General features: G+C 48.9%; 15 protein-coding genes. 14 read left to right on the top strand and 1 reads right to left on the bottom strand.

Annotation, left to right across the window (positions count from 1 at the left end):
* Positions 1 to 42 precede the first annotated feature (42 nt).
* Entirely contained in the window at positions 43 to 1,056 is a 1,014-nt protein-coding gene (locus tag HMPREF6485_RS05495; protein ID WP_004345248.1) for an L-rhamnose/proton symporter RhaT, read from the top strand.
* A 212-nt stretch (positions 1,057 to 1,268) separates the two neighbouring features.
* On the opposite strand, the gene rhaD is transcribed toward HMPREF6485_RS05495, so the two are convergent.
* Positions 1,269 to 2,078 (bottom strand): rhamnulose-1-phosphate aldolase, encoded by an 810-nt coding sequence (gene rhaD, locus HMPREF6485_RS05490; RefSeq protein ID WP_004345247.1) that lies wholly within the window; start codon positions 2,076 to 2,078, stop codon positions 1,269 to 1,271.
* Between the two features lie 111 nt (positions 2,079 to 2,189).
* Between rhaD and HMPREF6485_RS05485 the strand changes: the two genes are divergently transcribed.
* The 13 genes from HMPREF6485_RS05485 to HMPREF6485_RS05425 form a co-directional block, all read left to right on the top strand.
* Complete coding sequence (locus HMPREF6485_RS05485) at positions 2,190 to 3,197, top strand: hypothetical protein (protein ID WP_004345246.1); 1,008 nt, start codon at positions 2,190 to 2,192, stop codon at positions 3,195 to 3,197.
* Positions 3,172 to 5,250 carry a hypothetical protein gene (locus tag HMPREF6485_RS05480; RefSeq protein WP_004345245.1) on the top strand — a complete coding sequence of 693 codons (2,079 nt, stop codon included), beginning with the start codon at positions 3,172 to 3,174 and terminating at the stop codon, positions 5,248 to 5,250. The genes HMPREF6485_RS05485 and HMPREF6485_RS05480 overlap by 26 nt, the downstream gene beginning before the upstream one ends.
* 731 nt (positions 5,251 to 5,981) lie before the next feature.
* Positions 5,982 to 6,965, top strand: coding sequence for a virulence RhuM family protein (locus HMPREF6485_RS05475; RefSeq protein WP_004345244.1), 984 nt, complete (start codon positions 5,982 to 5,984; stop codon positions 6,963 to 6,965).
* A 143-nt stretch (positions 6,966 to 7,108) separates the two neighbouring features.
* Positions 7,109 to 7,717, top strand: a complete 609-nt coding sequence (locus HMPREF6485_RS05470) for a DUF6621 family protein (protein ID WP_004340031.1) — start codon at positions 7,109 to 7,111, stop codon at positions 7,715 to 7,717.
* 24 nt (positions 7,718 to 7,741) lie between these two features.
* Positions 7,742 to 8,980 carry a saccharopine dehydrogenase family protein gene (locus HMPREF6485_RS05465; RefSeq protein ID WP_004345241.1) on the top strand — a complete coding sequence of 413 codons (1,239 nt, stop codon included), beginning with the start codon at positions 7,742 to 7,744 and terminating at the stop codon, positions 8,978 to 8,980.
* 126 nt (positions 8,981 to 9,106) lie between these two features.
* Positions 9,107 to 10,132, top strand: coding sequence for a recombinase RecA (gene recA, locus HMPREF6485_RS05460; protein ID WP_004345239.1), 1,026 nt, complete (start codon positions 9,107 to 9,109; stop codon positions 10,130 to 10,132).
* 64 nt (positions 10,133 to 10,196) lie between these two features.
* The gene (gene rbr / locus HMPREF6485_RS05455) at positions 10,197 to 10,739 is read left to right on the top strand and encodes a rubrerythrin (protein WP_004345237.1); all 543 of its coding nucleotides are present in this window, start codon (positions 10,197 to 10,199) and stop codon (positions 10,737 to 10,739) included.
* A 211-nt stretch (positions 10,740 to 10,950) separates the two neighbouring features.
* Positions 10,951 to 12,855 carry a molecular chaperone DnaK gene (gene dnaK / locus HMPREF6485_RS05450; protein WP_004345235.1) on the top strand — a complete coding sequence of 635 codons (1,905 nt, stop codon included), beginning with the start codon at positions 10,951 to 10,953 and terminating at the stop codon, positions 12,853 to 12,855.
* Positions 12,856 to 13,062: 207 nt separating this feature from the next.
* A complete protein-coding gene (locus tag HMPREF6485_RS05445) occupies positions 13,063 to 13,620 on the top strand; it encodes a helix-turn-helix domain-containing protein (protein ID WP_004345233.1) in 558 nt (185 codons plus the stop codon).
* Positions 13,621 to 13,633: 13 nt separating this feature from the next.
* A complete protein-coding gene (locus HMPREF6485_RS05440) occupies positions 13,634 to 14,890 on the top strand; it encodes a site-specific integrase (RefSeq protein ID WP_004345232.1) in 1,257 nt (418 codons plus the stop codon).
* Positions 14,891 to 14,904: 14 nt separating this feature from the next.
* Positions 14,905 to 15,651: a hypothetical protein gene (locus HMPREF6485_RS05435; RefSeq protein WP_004345229.1), complete on the top strand. Its 747-nt coding sequence runs from the start codon at positions 14,905 to 14,907 to the stop codon at positions 15,649 to 15,651.
* Positions 15,652 to 15,750: 99 nt separating this feature from the next.
* Positions 15,751 to 16,107, top strand: a complete 357-nt coding sequence (locus HMPREF6485_RS05430) for a helix-turn-helix domain-containing protein (RefSeq protein WP_004345228.1) — start codon at positions 15,751 to 15,753, stop codon at positions 16,105 to 16,107.
* An 11-nt stretch (positions 16,108 to 16,118) separates the two neighbouring features.
* Positions 16,119 to 16,847, top strand: a 729-nt coding sequence (locus HMPREF6485_RS05425; RefSeq protein WP_004345226.1) for a VapE domain-containing protein, incomplete at its 3' end; no start/stop codon positions are given.

Raw genomic sequence — 16,847 nt, 5'->3', positions numbered from 1 at the left:
AAGAGGGGCCGGGGGAGGGCTTTCATTACATTCCATCCAACCATGCAAATTATCATCGGACTACTCATCATCGCGATAGGAGCTTTCTGCCAGTCGAGCAGCTACGTGCCTATCAATAAAGTGAAAGACTGGGGCTGGGAGAGTTTCTGGCTCACGCAGGGCGTGTTTGCCTACGTGCTGTTCCCACTCTTAGGCGCATTGCTTACAGCCCCTGCCGGCAGTTCGCTCCTCGCCCTCTACGGAGCACACCCGTCAGAAAGCCTGATGGCCATGTTTTTCGGTATGCTCTGGGGCATCGGCGGACTCACTTTCGGTCTTTCCATGCGCTATCTGGGCGTGGCGTTGGGCCAAAGCCTGGCCCTCGGCACCTGCGCCGGACTGGGCACACTGCTCGGCCCGGTGTTCACCGGACACTTCGAGAAGCTCACTTCTGCTGTCATCATCGGAGTCATCGTGACACTCGCCGGCATCGCCATCATCGGTTTTGCCGGAGCCATGAAGAGTGCCTCACTCTCGGAAGAGGAGAAAAAGAAAGCCGTAAAAGACTTCAATTTCACCCGCGGCATTCTCGTGGCTCTGCTCTCCGGCTTCATGAGTGCTTGTTTCGCCATCGGTCTCGACTTCGGAGCACCTGTGGCTTTCGAGGGCTCGCAGCCCATTTTCGCTTCCCTTCCGGCCACCCTGCTGGTCACTTTCGGCGGTTTCATCATCAATGCAGGCTACTGCCTCTTTCAAAACCGGAAAAACCACACTTGGGGCGACTATGGCAAGACTTCGCTCTATGCCAACAACATCGTCTTCTGCGCTTTGGCCGGAGTACTCTGGTACAGCCAGTTCTTCGGTCTGGCATTGGGCAAAGGCTTTCTGGCCGGTTCCGCCACCCTGCTGGCTTTCTCTTGGTGCATCCTCATGGCACTCAATGTAACCTTCTCCAACGTGTGGGGCATCATTCTCAAAGAGTGGAAAGGTTGCAATGCCCGCACCATCTGGGTGCTCGTTGTAGGACTGGCCGTACTGGTGTTCTCCACTTTCCTGCCCCAGTTACTGGAAAAATAAAGAAAGAGTTTATTAGGATAATAGAAATAGAACAGGCGATGAGAATCGCCCGAGTCCGATTCCAACAACACGTTGGACGGACATAGGCATTTGCCTTAATAGATTGGTAATAAGAGAATCGGCTGCCAAGCGGGCAAGCCGATTCTCTTTTTTTGTTTCATCAGACAGACCGATCCGCGGCACTGCATCCACGCTACCGGTACACCATCACCCTATCTCGGCAGATTGAAAGCGACGGTCATCTCTTTCATCTGTTCTTCCGACATGCCATCGGGGGTGAAGCCCATGCACTTGGCGTCAATATAAATCTTGGCACTTTTGGAAAGCACATCGATCTGGTCGAAGGCATCCATCACATCAAGCCCTTTGGCAAACACCCCATGTTTCTCCCACATCACCACGTCGTATTCCTCCAGTGCGTTGAGCGTAGCATTGGCCAATTCTACACTGCCGGGCAGTTCGTAGGGCACCATACCCAATCCCAGCGGACAGAAAGCCTTGGTCTCGGGAATCATGCTCCAAAGAATGTTCGTCAGCACATCCTTTTTCATAAACTTCTTGTTGTGCGACATGGCAATGAGTTCGATGGGATGGGTATGCACCGTGGCCTTATAGGGACTGCCCTTCTCAATGAGACGGGCATGCACACTCAGGTGGCTGGGCAATTCGGAGGTGGGCAACACCTCCTTGTCGGCTATGATGGCATAGCTCTCGCAGTTGTCGAGCACCCTGATGATGCTGCCATTGTCCATCGGCCGGCGTGCAAGGTCGCGCATACGTTTGCCCGTGCCCTTGCAATAGAAGTAAGTGCCTTTGAGCGCAGGCAATGCTGTCCCGATGCGTTTCACCTCGCCGATGGCCGGCAAGGCTTTGATTCCATCGTCCACCAAGTCGGTAATGTTGACGGTGATGTTACCACCATTGCGCTCGGCCCAACCGTTCTGCCAGAGATAACCGGCTACTTCCGCTATCTTGTCGATTTCTTCTTTCAGGGCAGGACGGCCCTCTAAAACACTTTTCATATTAGTTTGCTTTGTATTAAATCATTCTTTCACAGGCCACTCTCAACCCTGCCAGTAATATGAAGACAAGGCAAGCGGACACCATCTATCTTTTGCAAAGGTAGAAAGGATATGTTCCAGCCACCACCAAGTTTTGATTTTTTTGCAGAAATATTTGATAAATCTATTATTTTATCTACCTTTGTTCCGATGAAACAAGCGTTGTTATATGCCTTTCTGTGCTGCCTTATGGGTGCTTGTCGAGCGTCGGAGAGGCCACGACAAAAACCTTTTAAACGGTCTGCCTACTACTGGAGCACGACCTTTGAGACCGACTCCGCCAACACCGACCGGTTGCTCGACAAGACAGACCGGCTCTATCTGCGCTACTTTGATGTCGTGCTTGACGAGCAGGGCGAGCCGATGCCCAATGCCACGGTGCGGTTTCGCAGCCGGATGCCGGACTCGTTGGAAGTGGTGCCGGTGGTATTCATCGTAAACGACGTGATGAAGCAAGACACTAAAGGACTGGCCGGAAAAATTCTCCGTCGCACGATGCAGATCAGCGAGACCAACGGTGTGGAGGGCGTGAAGGAACTGCAAATAGACTGCGACTGGACGATGACCACCCGAAAGGCCTATTTCGACTTTCTGCGGGAGCTCCGGTCGCTGGCCATGAAACGGGGACTGGCCCTCAGCACCACCATCCGCCTGCACCAACTGTCACAACCCACACCGCCCGTAGACCGTGGGGTGCTCATGCTTTACAACACGGGCGACTTCACCGACCTGCGCCAAGAAAAGCCCATACTCGACATGGCCGATGTGGCCCCCTACCTGCACCGGTTGGCCGACTACAAGCTCGGCTTGAGCACCGCCTACCCAATGTTCGGCTACCGCCTGCTCTTCCGCCGGGGCCACTATGTGGGAGTGCTGCACGAAGACAACCGGCTGGTGAAACTCCCGGGCGACAGCATCGTGGAACGGCGGACCGATCCGGCCGACGTGCTAAAGGCTATGACCGCCATCGACGGCGTCAGGGAAGATGCCAACCGGGAAATCATCATCTACGACATCAGCAACCGACATTCAAAAGAATATAAAATAAGCGATTATGAAAAAATCTATCGTCACCATTAGCCTGCTCCTGACGGCTTTCTTGCCGGGTAAGGCTTGCGGTCCCTATACCCCTACGCACAACTTCTACATGATGAACGTCTTCGGCTACGAGGGGCCGAGGAGCCTGTTCTATGACCAAGTGGACGACTTCTGGAAAGCCTACACGGGACGGGAACCCGAGCAATATTCCGATTATTTCAGCAACAACTCGGAGATGCTGCTGGCCGCAGCCCGACAAAAAGGTGACCGGGAGATGACGACCTACCTCAACTTTCTGAACCAATATACAGCCATTTGCGAGAAAATCAAGGAGACTTGGGACTACCCCACCAAAGAGGAACTGGAGCAGCGCGCAGCCACACTCACCTCAATGCACACTGCCGCCAAAGCCTATAAGGGCAAGCGGTTGAAGCCTCAATATGTGTTGCTGGAAATGCGTACCAACTTGTTGCTTGGCCAAGCGGAACAAAACCTGACCGTATGGAAGAAGCGCGCCTCGAGGCTGCCGGCCGGTGTGTTCCGCGAGATGTGCCGCAATCTCTATGCCAATGCCCTGCTCAAGGCGGGCCGCCGGCAGGAGGCCGCAGCCATCTATGCCGGGCAGGGAGACTGGGAGAGCATCAGTTGGCTGGCCTCGGGGGCCACCTCGGTGGAGGGCATCAAGGCTATGTACGACGAGGATGCCGACTCTCCCATGCTGCCCTATCTGGTGGAACATTTCGTCAACAGCGCACAGGAGGAGTTCGACTTGCAGGAACAATACGATTTCACATCCGACCAGACCTTCAAACCGCATGTGGACAAGTTCATCGCGCTCGCCCAAAGCATCATCAGGGAGGGGAAAACCAAGAATCCGGCCCTCTGGCAAACGGCCATAGCCATGCTGCACTACACGCAGGGGAAATTCTCCACAGCACTGAAAGAAGCCACAGAGGCCATGAAGATGGAAGGCCCCCAGCGCGTGAAAGACAACGCCCGTTGCGCCCGTCTGCTGGCTTTCACCCGGTGCAACAAGCCCGAGGGGAAGGCGGGGGCGTTCATTGCCGTCGAACTGGACTGGCTGTGGGGCCGCTCCTCGGTCAATAGTGCCTACGAGAAGAACTACTACGGGAGGATGCTTGACAGGACCATGATTCAGAATCTGTATAAACGCTATGCGGAGGCTGGCAATGCCAACATGCAGATGGCCCTCTATGCACTCAGCGGACAGGTGCCCGGAGGAGAGGCCGACAACAACCCCGGTCACAGCAACTTCGGAGAATATTTCGCCGAAATGGACAGTCACAAGGCCGAAGACCTCATCGCCTATTGGGCTTTCCTGCAAAGCACACCGACGGATGCGATGGGCCGGTTTGCCGTGAAGCACATCGTCTTCAAGGACAAAGACTATTTCAACGACCTCATCGGCACCAAGTTCATCGCCGAAGGCCGCTTTGCCGACGCGTTGTCCTATCTCTCGAAAGTGCCGCTGAGCACCGTCAACGGGCAGGGCATCAGCTTCTACATGGCCGGGCGCGACTTCACCAAAGACCGTTGGTTGCAGCGGCAGCGGCTGGACGACAGCGAACTGTGGGGAGACACCCCAAGGCCCGATGTGAAGAGCAATCAGAAAATAGCCTTCTGCCAAGACATGATACAGCTCACAAGTGCCTATAATCTGGCCAACGCCAAAAGCCGCCCGCAGGCTGCTTACACCTTGGCCAGCCGCTACTTCCAGTCGTCTTGCTACGGTGACTGCTGGTATCTGACCCACTACGCTTGGACATGCACTGACAGCGCCCGCACTCAAGAGAAAGATTTCGCCCAACAGGCCTTGCAACTTCTCGGCGAATCAGCCCTCAGCAAGGATGCCCGCTTGCGGGGTAAGAGCCTCTTTGCCAAGGCTTTCGTGACAAGGAGCGTGGGCGGCAGTGGCCAATGGTATGACCTACAGCCTGAAGGCGTGTTGCTAAACGGCGAGGCGGAAATCAAAGCCTACGACGAACTGGCTCTCTTCTGCCGCCGGAAACCGAAGGTGATGGCCCCCTACGTGTCCTGTTGTGACGTGCTGCGCCGATATATGGCCAGCAAGTAAACAAACGGACTGACCGGGGAAGACTGTCAAACTATTTGGTGTGTTTAGGGCCTCTCATACTGCGATATTTCCGCCGAGTGCCCAATCGGATGAAAATACGTGAGTTTTGACGACATTTCTAAAACACTGACAATCAACCGTTTGAATTTTATCAACATCTTCCTACGCTCGTTTTTAGCCCTAAAAAGGCCCAAACTAGCTTGCAAAAGGGCCACAGTCGCATTGCGACTGTGGCCATTTCACGACTCAAGTGTGGCCCTTTCGCATCGTCGAAGGGCCCAAACGGGAAAACAGGTGTGAACGTATGGTGTCTTAAGACCGCCTTTTCCACATAATCGGCAGGCTACATCGGGAGTTTCAAAGCTAAATGCAAGAATCTCAATGACACGAAAATGTCGTGTTTATTCTTACCTTCTTCCCATCACACAGCTTTTAATCTCTTGCCTCATTCAAGTGAGTTTTTCGAGTGTTTGCCTTATCCATAGCGTGGCGCACAGCTCAAAACGCAAGACGTGAAAATACATCCATGGCGTGAGAAATGCTACCATAAGAAACGATTCTCTCAGATTTTATTGCTACCTTTGTCATGTCAGATGTTTTGCCCGTTTTGCTAATATGTATGCGTATAGGCTACATTTGCTGAGACGGACTTGCAAAAAAGACATTGATGCAAACGCAAGAAACAGGGCAAATACTTTCCAGTCCCATTAAACGTCTACATCCAACAAACTATGGAAGAAAAGAATAAAATGATCATCTACACCGATGAAAGCGGCTTGACCAAGATAGATGTGAAGCTCGAGGATGACACCTTATGGCTTACGCAGGCTCAGATGTGTGAATTGTATCAGACCTCAAGAACAAATGTAGTGGAACACATTAAGCATATCTATGAAGAAGGTGAATTGCAGGAGGAAGCAACCTGTCGGAAATTCCGACAGGTTCGACAGGAGGGTAGCAGAATGGTCACCCGTGAGATACCTTTCTACAACCTCGACATGATAATCGCTTTAGGTTATCGGGTGCGCAGCATCATTGCCACTCGCTTCCGCCAGTGGGCAACGCAACGTCTGAAGGAGTATATAACCAAAGGCTTTACACTTGATGACGAACGCTTGAAGGCATTGGGTGGCGGCGGTTATTGGAAAGAACTCTTGGAACGTATTCGAGACATCCGCTCTACGGAGAAAGTGTTGTATCGCCAGGTATTGGAAATCTATGCAACCAGCATCGACTATGATCCCCGTGCCTCGGTGTCGCAGACTTTCTTCCAGAAGGTGCAGAACAAAATTCATTACGCCATCCACGGACATACGGCAGCCGAACTGATCGTAGAACGTGCCGACGCAGAGAAGGATTTTATGGGACTTCTCACCTTTAAAGGGAACCAGCCAACACTGGCAGAAGCGCGCACAGCCAAGAACTATCTGAACGAGAAGGAGCTCAAGGCAATGGGACAGTTGGTTTCCGGATACTTAGACTTTGCGGAACGACAGGCAGAACGAGAGCATCCCATGACAATGGAGGACTGGGCAAACTATTTGGACAGAATCCTCACGATGTCGGGAGAACAGCTCCTGCAAGATGCCGGTAAAGTGTCGCACGCCGAAGCTATGGATCATGCAACGAATGAATATCGGAAGTACAAACAACACACTATCAGCGATGTGGAACAAGATTACCTTAACGCTATCAAGCGGTTGGGAGAGTTGTAGCGGTTGGGGGAATTAAAATAAGACACCCGTTGACGGAATTAATTTAGTGCGTACTTAATTCCGCCAACGGTCTAGAGCGTGCCCACAAAAGAAAAACACGCTTTTCTTTTGCAGTTCCGTTGGTTTGCACTATCTTTGCATCTATGAACGCATTAGATGCAAACAATATCAAATGGAGCGAAAATGTCATCATTGCCGATGCCGACTATCTTGACAGCGTGGCTTTCAACCTGACGGTGAACTTCGAACGCATGATAGGCCGCCGCATACCGCCTGCCGACATGGCGCAATGGATTGTCTGCACGGCACTTGACGGCGGGTTGCGAGAGGGAAAACACGACACACAGGTGGTCTTCATACACAACAGGAGGAACTCACGGATGGAGAACTTCAAACCGGCTGACTATGAAAAGGAACTCAACGGACAGGCGTTCACGGACGAGCGGTTGGGCGAATTTGCGCTAAGTGCATTTCCCGTGGAGGAAGACATGGTTGGGAAAGCCGACTTCCTGCTCGACATTGCCCGCATCGTATGCGACCAGAAAGGCGTCAGGCGTGTGATGATTGTGCCCGACAGCGAGACAGGCGACCTCTACGACCGCCTGCGCGACATGCTGAAAAAAGTGGATGATGACGACAAGCGCGTCACGCTCTTTGCCATGAGCCCCATGCCGGGTGGTAATTTCCGACAGGAGATTCTCGGCTACTCGCTGATGAGCGCACTGGGCATCAAGGCAGACGAAATAAGATAAAATAAAAAACAACATAACTGAAAGATGAGTAGAATACTGATGATTGGTGCCGGTGGCGTGGCTACCGTGGCGGCATTTAAGATAGTGCAGAATGCCGATGTGTTTACAGAGCTGATGATAGCCAGCCGCCGCAAGGAAAAATGCGACGCACTGGTGAAGTCTATCCACGACAAGGGTTACAAAATGGATATCAAGACGGCCCAAGTGGATGCCGACGATGTGGAGCAGCTGAAGGCACTTTTCAATGACTTCAAGCCCGAACTGGCGGTCAATCTGGCTCTGCCCTATCAAGACCTCACCATCATGGATGCCTGCTTGGCCTGTGGTGTAAACTATCTCGACACGGCCAACTACGAGCCCAAAGACGAGGCCCACTTCGAGTACAGTTGGCAATGGGCCTACAAAGAAAAGTTTGAGAAGGCCGGTCTTACGGCCATTCTCGGTTGCGGCTTCGACCCGGGGGTGAGTGGTATCTACACGGCCTATGCTGCCAAGCACCACTTCGACGAGATACAATACCTCGACATTGTGGACTGCAATGCGGGCAACCACCACAAGGCTTTCGCCACCAACTTCAACCCGGAAATCAACATCCGCGAAATCACGCAAAAGGGGCTATACTACAAGGATGGCGAATGGATTGAGACCGAGCCACTGGCCGTGCATCAAGACATCACCTACCCCAACATCGGCCCCCGAGACAGCTATCTGATGCACCACGAGGAACTCGAATCGCTCGTAAAGAACTATCCCACCATCAAGCAAGCCCGCTTCTGGATGACCTTCGGACAACAATATCTGAACTATCTTGACGTGATCCAAAATCTCGGTATGTCGCGCATTGACGAGATAGAATACGAGGCTCCACTGGCCGACGGCTCGGGTAAGACGGCACGGGTGAAGATCGTTCCTTTGCAATTCCTCAAGGCCGTGCTGCCCAACCCGCAGGATCTCGGAGCCAACTATGAGGGGGAAACTTCCATCGGCTGCCGCATACGCGGACTCAAGGACGGCAAGGAACACACCTATTATATATACAACAACTGCAAACATCAGGAGGCTTATCAGGAAACGGGGATGCAGGGGGTGAGCTACACCACCGGTGTGCCGGCCATGATCGGTGCAATGATGTTCTGTAAGGGACTGTGGCGCAAGCCGGGAGTGTGGAACGTGGAAGAGTTCGATCCCGATCCGTTCATGGAACAGCTGAACAAGCAAGGGTTGCCTTGGCACGAGGAGTTTGACGGAGACTTGGAACTCTAAGCTTCACCGACATCTCCGAAGAGAAAAGACACTCACAAAACAAACATACAAACCATTAAACAAAGAAGTCCCGAGTCGCAGTAAGAGTTCAAACAACTCTTTCTGAGAGTATGGGAGACACTGAATATGGCAAAAGAAGAAACGACTGCACAAAACGCCAATGAGGGCAAGCTGAAAGCCCTTCAGGCGGCAATGGCCAAGATAGAAAAAGACTTTGGCAAGGGTTCCATCATGCGCATGGGCGACGAACAGATAGAGAATGTAGAGGTGATACACACCGGCAGCATCGCCCTCGATGTGGCACTGGGGGTAGGCGGCTATCCGCGGGGGCGCATCATCGAGATATACGGTCCGGAGTCATCGGGTAAAACGACACTCGCCATCCATGCCATCGCCGAAGCACAGAAGGCAGGAGGCATTGCGGCGTTTATCGATGCCGAACATGCTTTCGACCGCTTCTATGCCGCCAAACTCGGGGTGGACGTGGACAATCTGTGGATTTCGCAACCCGACAACGGCGAACAGGCACTTGAGATAGCCGACCAGCTCATCCGCTCCAGTGCCATCGACATTCTGGTCATCGACTCCGTGGCTGCCCTCACGCCTAAAAAAGAAATCGAAGGTGACATGGGCGACTCGGCCGTGGGCCTTCAGGCGCGCCTCATGAGTCAGGCCTTGCGCAAACTGACCTCCACCATCTCAAAGACCAACACCACTTGCATCTTCATCAACCAGCTGCGCGAGAAGATCGGCGTGATGTTCGGCAACCCGGAAACCACCACCGGTGGAAACGCCTTGAAGTTCTACGCCAGCGTGCGTCTTGACATACGCAAGACCACCAGCATTAAGGATGGCGATCAGATCATCGGCAATCAGGTGCGCGTGAAAGTCATCAAAAACAAGGTGGCCCCGCCTTTCCGCAAGGCCGAGTTTGAAATCACTTTCGGAGAAGGCATCTCCAAGGTGGGCGAAATTCTTGACTTGGGCGTGGAATATGACATCGTGAAGAAGAGCGGCAGCTGGTTCAGCTACAACGGTTCCAAACTGGGACAGGGGCGCGATGCCACGAAAAACCTACTCAAAGACAACCCCGAACTCTGTGAAGAGCTCGAAGCCAAAATCAAAGAGGCTATTGCCGCGAAACAGGCATAAACCGTCAGCCTCCCCACGTGGGAAACTGACAAACCAGTATAACAACATCCAAAAACAAAACATTATGAAAGAACTTAAAGGAACAAAGACAGAGAAGAATCTGATGGAAGCCTTTGCCGGTGAAAGTCAGGCACGCACCAAGTACACTTTCTATGCCTCCAAGGCCAAGAAAGAAGGTTATGAACAGATCGCAACCCTCTTCATGGAGACCGCCGAAAACGAGAAAGAACATGCCAAGCTGTGGTTTAAGTATCTGCATGGCAACGACATGCCCGACACGATGGCCAATCTGGCCGATGCCGCTGCCGGTGAAAACTACGAGTGGACCGACATGTACGAACGCATGGCCAAGGAAGCCGAGGAGGAAGGATTCACGGAAATCGCTTTCAAGTTTCGCGGTGTGGGAGCCATCGAGAAGCACCACGAGGAGCGCTACCGCAAACTGCTGAAGAACATCGAAGACGGTATCGTGTTCAGCCGCGATGGAGACACCATCTGGCAATGCCGCAACTGTGGACACATCGTCATCGGCAAGAAGGCTCCCGGCGTATGCCCCGTCTGCCTGCATCCGCAAAGCTTCTTCCAGATTGAGGCTTTAAACTACTAACGACTACCTTTCTTAAAGGTGCGACTTGTACCGACAAAGGAAGAATCTTCACTACACACAAACTGCCAAGTTGTCACCGCGACTTGGCAGTTTCTTTTGTTGGCACACCATTTGTTATTTCTTAGGCGAACGCAAGTTCTAAGGATGCAGACTCAAAAAGAAGCATCCCGGTTTTCATTAAAGTAAAATAACAAAAATAAAATATACGATTATGGGAAAGATTATTGGTATCGACTTAGGAACCACCAACAGTTGTGTTGCTGTATTTGAAGGCAACGAGCCGGTGGTCATTGCAAACAGCGAAGGCAAGCGCACAACTCCTTCCGTTGTAGGTTTTGTGAAAGATGGTGAGCGTAAGGTGGGCGATCCTGCCAAGCGTCAGGCTATCACCAACCCTACCAACACGGTTTACTCCATCAAGCGTTTCATGGGTGAAACATACGAGCAGAGCCGCAAGGAGGCAGAGAGCATGCCTTACAAGGTGGTCAACGAGGGTGGATTCCCCCGGGTGGACATCGAAGGACGTAAATATACACCGCAGGAGATTTCGGCCATGATTCTCCAGAAGATGAAGAAGACTGCCGAAGACTATCTTGGTCAGGAGGTGACGGATGCCGTGATCACGGTTCCGGCCTACTTCTCCGACTCACAGCGCCAGGCTACCAAGGAGGCCGGACAGATTGCCGGACTGAACGTACAGCGTATTGTCAACGAGCCGACAGCCGCAGCTTTGGCCTACGGTGTGGACAAGGCTAACAAAGACATGAAGATTGCCGTGTTTGACCTCGGTGGTGGTACGTTTGATATTTCCATCCTTGAGTTCGGTGGCGGTGTGTTTGAAGTGCTGTCTACCAACGGTGACACCCACCTCGGCGGTGACGACTTCGACCAGGTAATCATCAACTGGCTGGCTGACGGTTTCAAGGCTGACGAGGGCATCGACCTCCGCAAGGATCCGATGGCTATGCAGCGTTTGAAGGAAGCTGCCGAGAAAGCTAAGATAGAATTGAGCTCTTCGACCTCTACGGAGATCAACCTGCCTTATATCACAGCTGACGGTGGTGTTCCCAAACACTTGGTGAAGACACTCACCCGTGCTCAGTTCGAGCAGTTGGCTCACGATCTCATACAGGCTTGTCTGGTTCCTTGCCAAAACGCCATCCGCGATGCCAAACTCTCTACCAGCGATATCGATGAGGTAATTCTCGTAGGTGGTAGTTCTCGTATTCCTGCCGTACAGACACTCGTGAAGAACTACTTCGGCAAAGAGCCTTCAAAGGGTGTGAACCCCGATGAGGTGGTGGCCGTAGGTGCTTCCATTCAGGGTGCCATCCTCAACAAGGAAGGCGGCGTGGGCGACATCGTGTTGCTCGACGTGACTCCGCTTACTCTCGGTATCGAGACTATGGGTGGTGTGATGACCAAGCTCATCGACTCCAACACGACCATTCCTTGCAAGAAGAGCGAAGTGTTCTCTACTGCTGCCGACAACCAGACCGAAGTGACTATCCACGTGCTTCAAGGTGAACGCCCGATGGCCGCACAAAACAAGAGCATCGGCCAGTTCAATCTCACAGGCATAGCCCCGGCCCGCCGTGGTGTTCCTCAGATTGAGGTTACGTTTGACATCGATGCCAACGGCATCCTCAACGTGAGTGCCAAGGACAAGGCTACCGGCAAAGAGCAGAGCATCCGCATCGAGGCTTCAAGCGGCCTGAGCGAGGATGAAATCAACCGCATGAAGGCCGAAGCCGAACAGAATGCTGCTGCCGATAAGGCTGAGCGTGAGCGCATCGACAAGCTCAATCAGGCCGACTCGATGATCTTCACCACCGAAAACTTCATTAAGGACAACGGTGACAAGATTCCGGCCGACCAGAAGTCCGGCATCGAGAGTGCCCTCCAGCAGCTCCGTGATGCTCACAAGGCTGGCGACATTGCTGCCATCGACACAGCCATCAACAACCTCAACACCGTGATGCAGGCTGCCAGTCAGCAAATGTATCAAGGTGCCGGTGCACAAGCTGGCCCTCAGCCGGGCGCAGATGTCGGTCAGCAGGAGCAGCCAAAGCAGGATGACACCATCCAAGATGCCGACTTCGAGGAAGTGAAGTAAAAGTGCTAATAAACGCTAATCAAAAATAAGTAAATCCCAGTAACATAATAAGTTGCTGGGATTTTTATTTCTTAATAATAATTAAATCTTATTGTTTTTAATCGTTTTTGTGCTTATATTTGTACCATATTTGTGCCGCGACTTAATGGGAGATAAAGTGCGACTTAATTTAAAAGATAAATTGATAATCAAATAGATACAAATAGTATGGCGAGTGCAAAATTTCAAATAGAGCGGAAATGCGAAATTTGTGGTAAATCTTTTATTGCAAAGACGCTAACCTCCAAATACTGCTCTAAGAACTGTTCTCAAGCAGCATATAAGCAAAGGAAAAAGGAAGAACAGTTGGAGGCATTGAAAAGAGAAAAGGCAGCGAGAGTTCCGAAGAACCAGCCTTATCTCTCAATAGCTGATGCAACTGCATTATTTGATATTGGACGAGATTCCCTTTATCGCTTAATCAGGAATAAACAAGTCCGTTATTATAACCTCGGACTAAGGATGATACGTATTTGCAAAGCTGATTTACAAGAACGCTTCAATCTACGTCCTTACGATGAAAGAAGGAAAGAAAAACAATCGGAACTAAAGACTTATCGGCTTGAGCCTGAAGATTGTTATACTATTGGAGAAATAGCCAAGAAGTTTGGTCTCCATGATAGTACTGTATATCTGCATATTCGCAAATATTCTATTCCAACAAGGCAGATTGGTAATTACGTCTATGCGCCAAAATCAGAGATAGACAATTTGTATAAACACTAACCCACGACATACAATGAGAAAGGAACTTGATAATACAAAGGCAACAGTACGATTGCGAAAGAGTGCCTATCGAAAAGAATGGTACCTGTATATAGAAAGCTATCCTGTGAGAGTAGCTGGAAAAGATTCTCCACAAAGAGTGCGTGAGTATCTAAACAGAACAATCACTACTCCTATTTGGGATAAAAGCAGAACTGCTCGTACAACCGAAGCAAACCAAACATTCAAACCAAAACGAGATTTGAACGGAATTATCTTGTGCAAAAGTGAGATAGACCAAGAGGCCTGTATTTATGCAGATAGTGTTAGAAAACTACGGCAGCGTGAATATGATAATGCAAGCTTGTATAGTGACACAGAAACAGCACAAGCAGAACAGAAAGAACGATTACAACAAAATTTCATTAAGTACTTTGATAAGGTGGCAGATAAGCGACACCATAATAGTTCCCTTTCAATTCAAACAAACTGGGAACGAGTACATGTTTTGTTGAGAATGTTTGCTGGAGATACGCTACTTTTTTCACAGATAGATAATAGATTAGCAGAAGATTTCAAGTTTTTCTTGTTATCCGCTCCTTGTGGTGGAAGTAAAAAAGGGACAATATCACGAAACACAGCTTCCACGTATTTTTCTATTTTTAAGGCTGCACTCAAACAAGCATTCATAGACGGATATTTGACTATAGATTTATCTGCAAAAATCAAAGGCATACAGGAACAAGAATCCCGAAGGGAATACTTAACTCTTGATGAACTGAATAAGTTAGCTAATACTCCTTGTGAACGGGATGTACTTAAACGAGCTGCACTATTCTCAGCTCTAACAGGATTAAGACACTGCGACATTCAAAAACTAAAATGGAATGAAATAGCCATCGAAGGAAACCAAGCCAAACTTCTCTTTACTCAGAAAAAGACAAAAGGGGTGGAGTATATGCCTATTTCGGAGCAGGCTTTTAAACTTTGCGGGGAACCAAGACAACCAGAACAACTTGTTTTTGAAGGGTTACCAAATCCTTCTTGGATTTCTCGTCCATTAAGGGCATGGATTGAAAAAGCTGGTATTCAGAAACACCTCAGCTTTCATTGCTTTAGGCACACATTTGCTACCCTTCAACTTGCAAACGGAACAGACATTTATACTGTAAGCAAGATGCTTGGGCATACAAATGTCAAAACAACTCAAGTATATGCAAAGGTTGTCGATGAAAAGAAAAATAAAGCAGCCAATGCTATTCAAATAGATATTGAAAATGATAAAACTTAATTCGACAACATAATATGAATACCAAATATTTTGAACATATTGTAGTATATCTGTCCGTTCTTGTTGTTTGTGTCATCATTGCGTTGTTTGCAAGAGTGGTTGCCTTACGTTTAGGGGTTGATGAATTTACTGCACAAATAGTCTTTTGGAGTGTTATTGCCATAGGCATCATCATTTATTCTATATTGTCTATTTTGGTTGAGGGACTATTTACGGCATTAGTCAAGTTTTTCTTTCCAAAGAAACAAGAAGAGAAAACAAATGATAAAGCATCCGACGCTGGGGCTGGACAAGTAGTAGACGGTGTTGGCAGTCCATCTTCCGCACAACAGCAACAATCAATGGACTTTGACTCAATTCGGCAACAGCAACAAAAGTTAATGGACCAGAAAGTACAAGATAAACGTGCTATAGCTATTAAATATACTCAACAGCAATTCGCACCTTATATTTCAGATAAAGATTTGCTCAAGCTTTGTGAATATATAGAGTTGTACTCCGCTAAGCTTCCCTTATCACACGTTGAACCAATTAATATTAAAGGTTTAGTTGCCTTAGACCTGTTTCATTTTGGTTGGAATATATGGAACCATTTTAGAGTTGGCAAACAAGATGAAATTTCGCAGTTCCTTAAGCAGGTTTTTGCCATCACATTCAAAGATGTGGAAGTTGGAAGCATAAAAAGCCATCTCCGTGATGATGAGAAGAAAGGCACTATACCTATTGTACAAAGCCTTTCAGACCACCAAATAACAGAATAACACACAAACCTATTGTGTTTTTATAGTGTTTCTTCAGTGTCTTAGGACACAGAGGAAACACTTTTTTCATTTGCACCGTAAAAATCAATAACAAGTATTATGGTACAAAATGAAATCACTTTTGAGAACTTGCCAAAGGCAGTTGCTCACTTAGTCAGCGAAATTGCTGAAATCAAGAATTTAGTATGTAAAGGACAAACACCTGTTGTCTCTCCCAAACGCATTCCTATTGGAATAGATGATGCGTGTAAACTAATAGGGAAAGCCAAGCCCACTGTTTACACCTTAGTACGAAAACGCTTACTACCTTGTTATAAGAATGGTAAGCATCTCTATTTTTTTGAAGATGAGTTATTGGCATGGATTGAAGGAGGTAAGAAAAAGACTGTTGCCGAAATCAACGAGGAGGCAAAAACTTTTATCTCTGAGAAACATTCTGATTCTTCCCTTTTATAAATATATGTATTATGGAAAAGGAAAGAGCTGAAGGACGAGCCAAGCAATCTAAGAATGAACGCATAGAGCAATTCTTGAAAGAGCATTATGCTTTTCGTTTTAATACAGTTAAAAGTAGAACAGAGTTTCGAGAACAAGATTCTAATACTTCATTCCGTCCTCTTACTAAGTATGATATTAATTCTATGCGTCGGCTGGTAGATGGGACTTTGGGAATATATACTCCAGCAGATAATATTCGAGCAATATTGGAGAGCGACTTTTGCAATAAAGTTAACCCAATTCGTGAGTATTTGTTGAATCTTCCAAAGCCTAAAGGTGAAGATGAATCTGAAATTATAAGGTTGGCAAATTGTGTTGTGGTGAGAAATCCTGATAAATGGAAACACTACTTTGTAAAATGGTTGGTTGCTGTCGTAGCCAATGCTATGGATGATTTACAGTGTCGTAATCATACATGTTTAGTTCTTACAGGTGAACAAGGAAAATTCAAAACAACTTTCCTTGATTTATTCTGTCCAGAAGAACTGAAGAGTTATCTTTTCACAGGAAAGATAGACCCACAGGGAAAAGATGTACAAACATTGATTGCAGAATATCTTTTTATCAATATTGACGACCAGTTAAAGGCTCTCAATAAGAGAGATGAAAATGAGTTGAAGAATTTGATAACGACACCAAGAGTAAAATATCGCAGACCATACGATACTTACATTGAGGAGTATCCTCACTTAGCAAGC

The organism is Segatella buccae ATCC 33574, from assembly GCF_000184945.1.
Lineage (GTDB): Bacteria > Bacteroidota > Bacteroidia > Bacteroidales > Bacteroidaceae > Prevotella > Prevotella buccae.
This window is presented reverse-complemented; position numbering and strand designations above follow the sequence as displayed.

Coding starts and splice junctions, on each gene's coding strand:
- HMPREF6485_RS05440 (WP_004345232.1), top strand. CDS start 13,634: ATGAGAAAGGAACTTGATAATACAAAGGCAACAGTACGATTGCGAAAG.
- HMPREF6485_RS05435 (WP_004345229.1), top strand. CDS start 14,905: ATGAATACCAAATATTTTGAACATATTGTAGTATATCTGTCCGTTCTT.
- HMPREF6485_RS05475 (WP_004345244.1), top strand. CDS start 5,982: ATGGAAGAAAAGAATAAAATGATCATCTACACCGATGAAAGCGGCTTG.
- HMPREF6485_RS05485 (WP_004345246.1), top strand. CDS start 2,190: ATGTTCCAGCCACCACCAAGTTTTGATTTTTTTGCAGAAATATTTGAT.
- HMPREF6485_RS05430 (WP_004345228.1), top strand. CDS start 15,751: ATGGTACAAAATGAAATCACTTTTGAGAACTTGCCAAAGGCAGTTGCT.
- HMPREF6485_RS05465 (WP_004345241.1), top strand. CDS start 7,742: ATGAGTAGAATACTGATGATTGGTGCCGGTGGCGTGGCTACCGTGGCG.
- dnaK (WP_004345235.1), top strand. CDS start 10,951: ATGGGAAAGATTATTGGTATCGACTTAGGAACCACCAACAGTTGTGTT.
- HMPREF6485_RS05470 (WP_004340031.1), top strand. CDS start 7,109: ATGAACGCATTAGATGCAAACAATATCAAATGGAGCGAAAATGTCATC.
- rhaD (WP_004345247.1), bottom strand. CDS start 2,078: ATGAAAAGTGTTTTAGAGGGCCGTCCTGCCCTGAAAGAAGAAATCGAC.
- HMPREF6485_RS05480 (WP_004345245.1), top strand. CDS start 3,172: ATGAAAAAATCTATCGTCACCATTAGCCTGCTCCTGACGGCTTTCTTG.
- rbr (WP_004345237.1), top strand. CDS start 10,197: ATGAAAGAACTTAAAGGAACAAAGACAGAGAAGAATCTGATGGAAGCC.
- recA (WP_004345239.1), top strand. CDS start 9,107: ATGGCAAAAGAAGAAACGACTGCACAAAACGCCAATGAGGGCAAGCTG.
- HMPREF6485_RS05445 (WP_004345233.1), top strand. CDS start 13,063: ATGGCGAGTGCAAAATTTCAAATAGAGCGGAAATGCGAAATTTGTGGT.
- HMPREF6485_RS05495 (WP_004345248.1), top strand. CDS start 43: ATGCAAATTATCATCGGACTACTCATCATCGCGATAGGAGCTTTCTGC.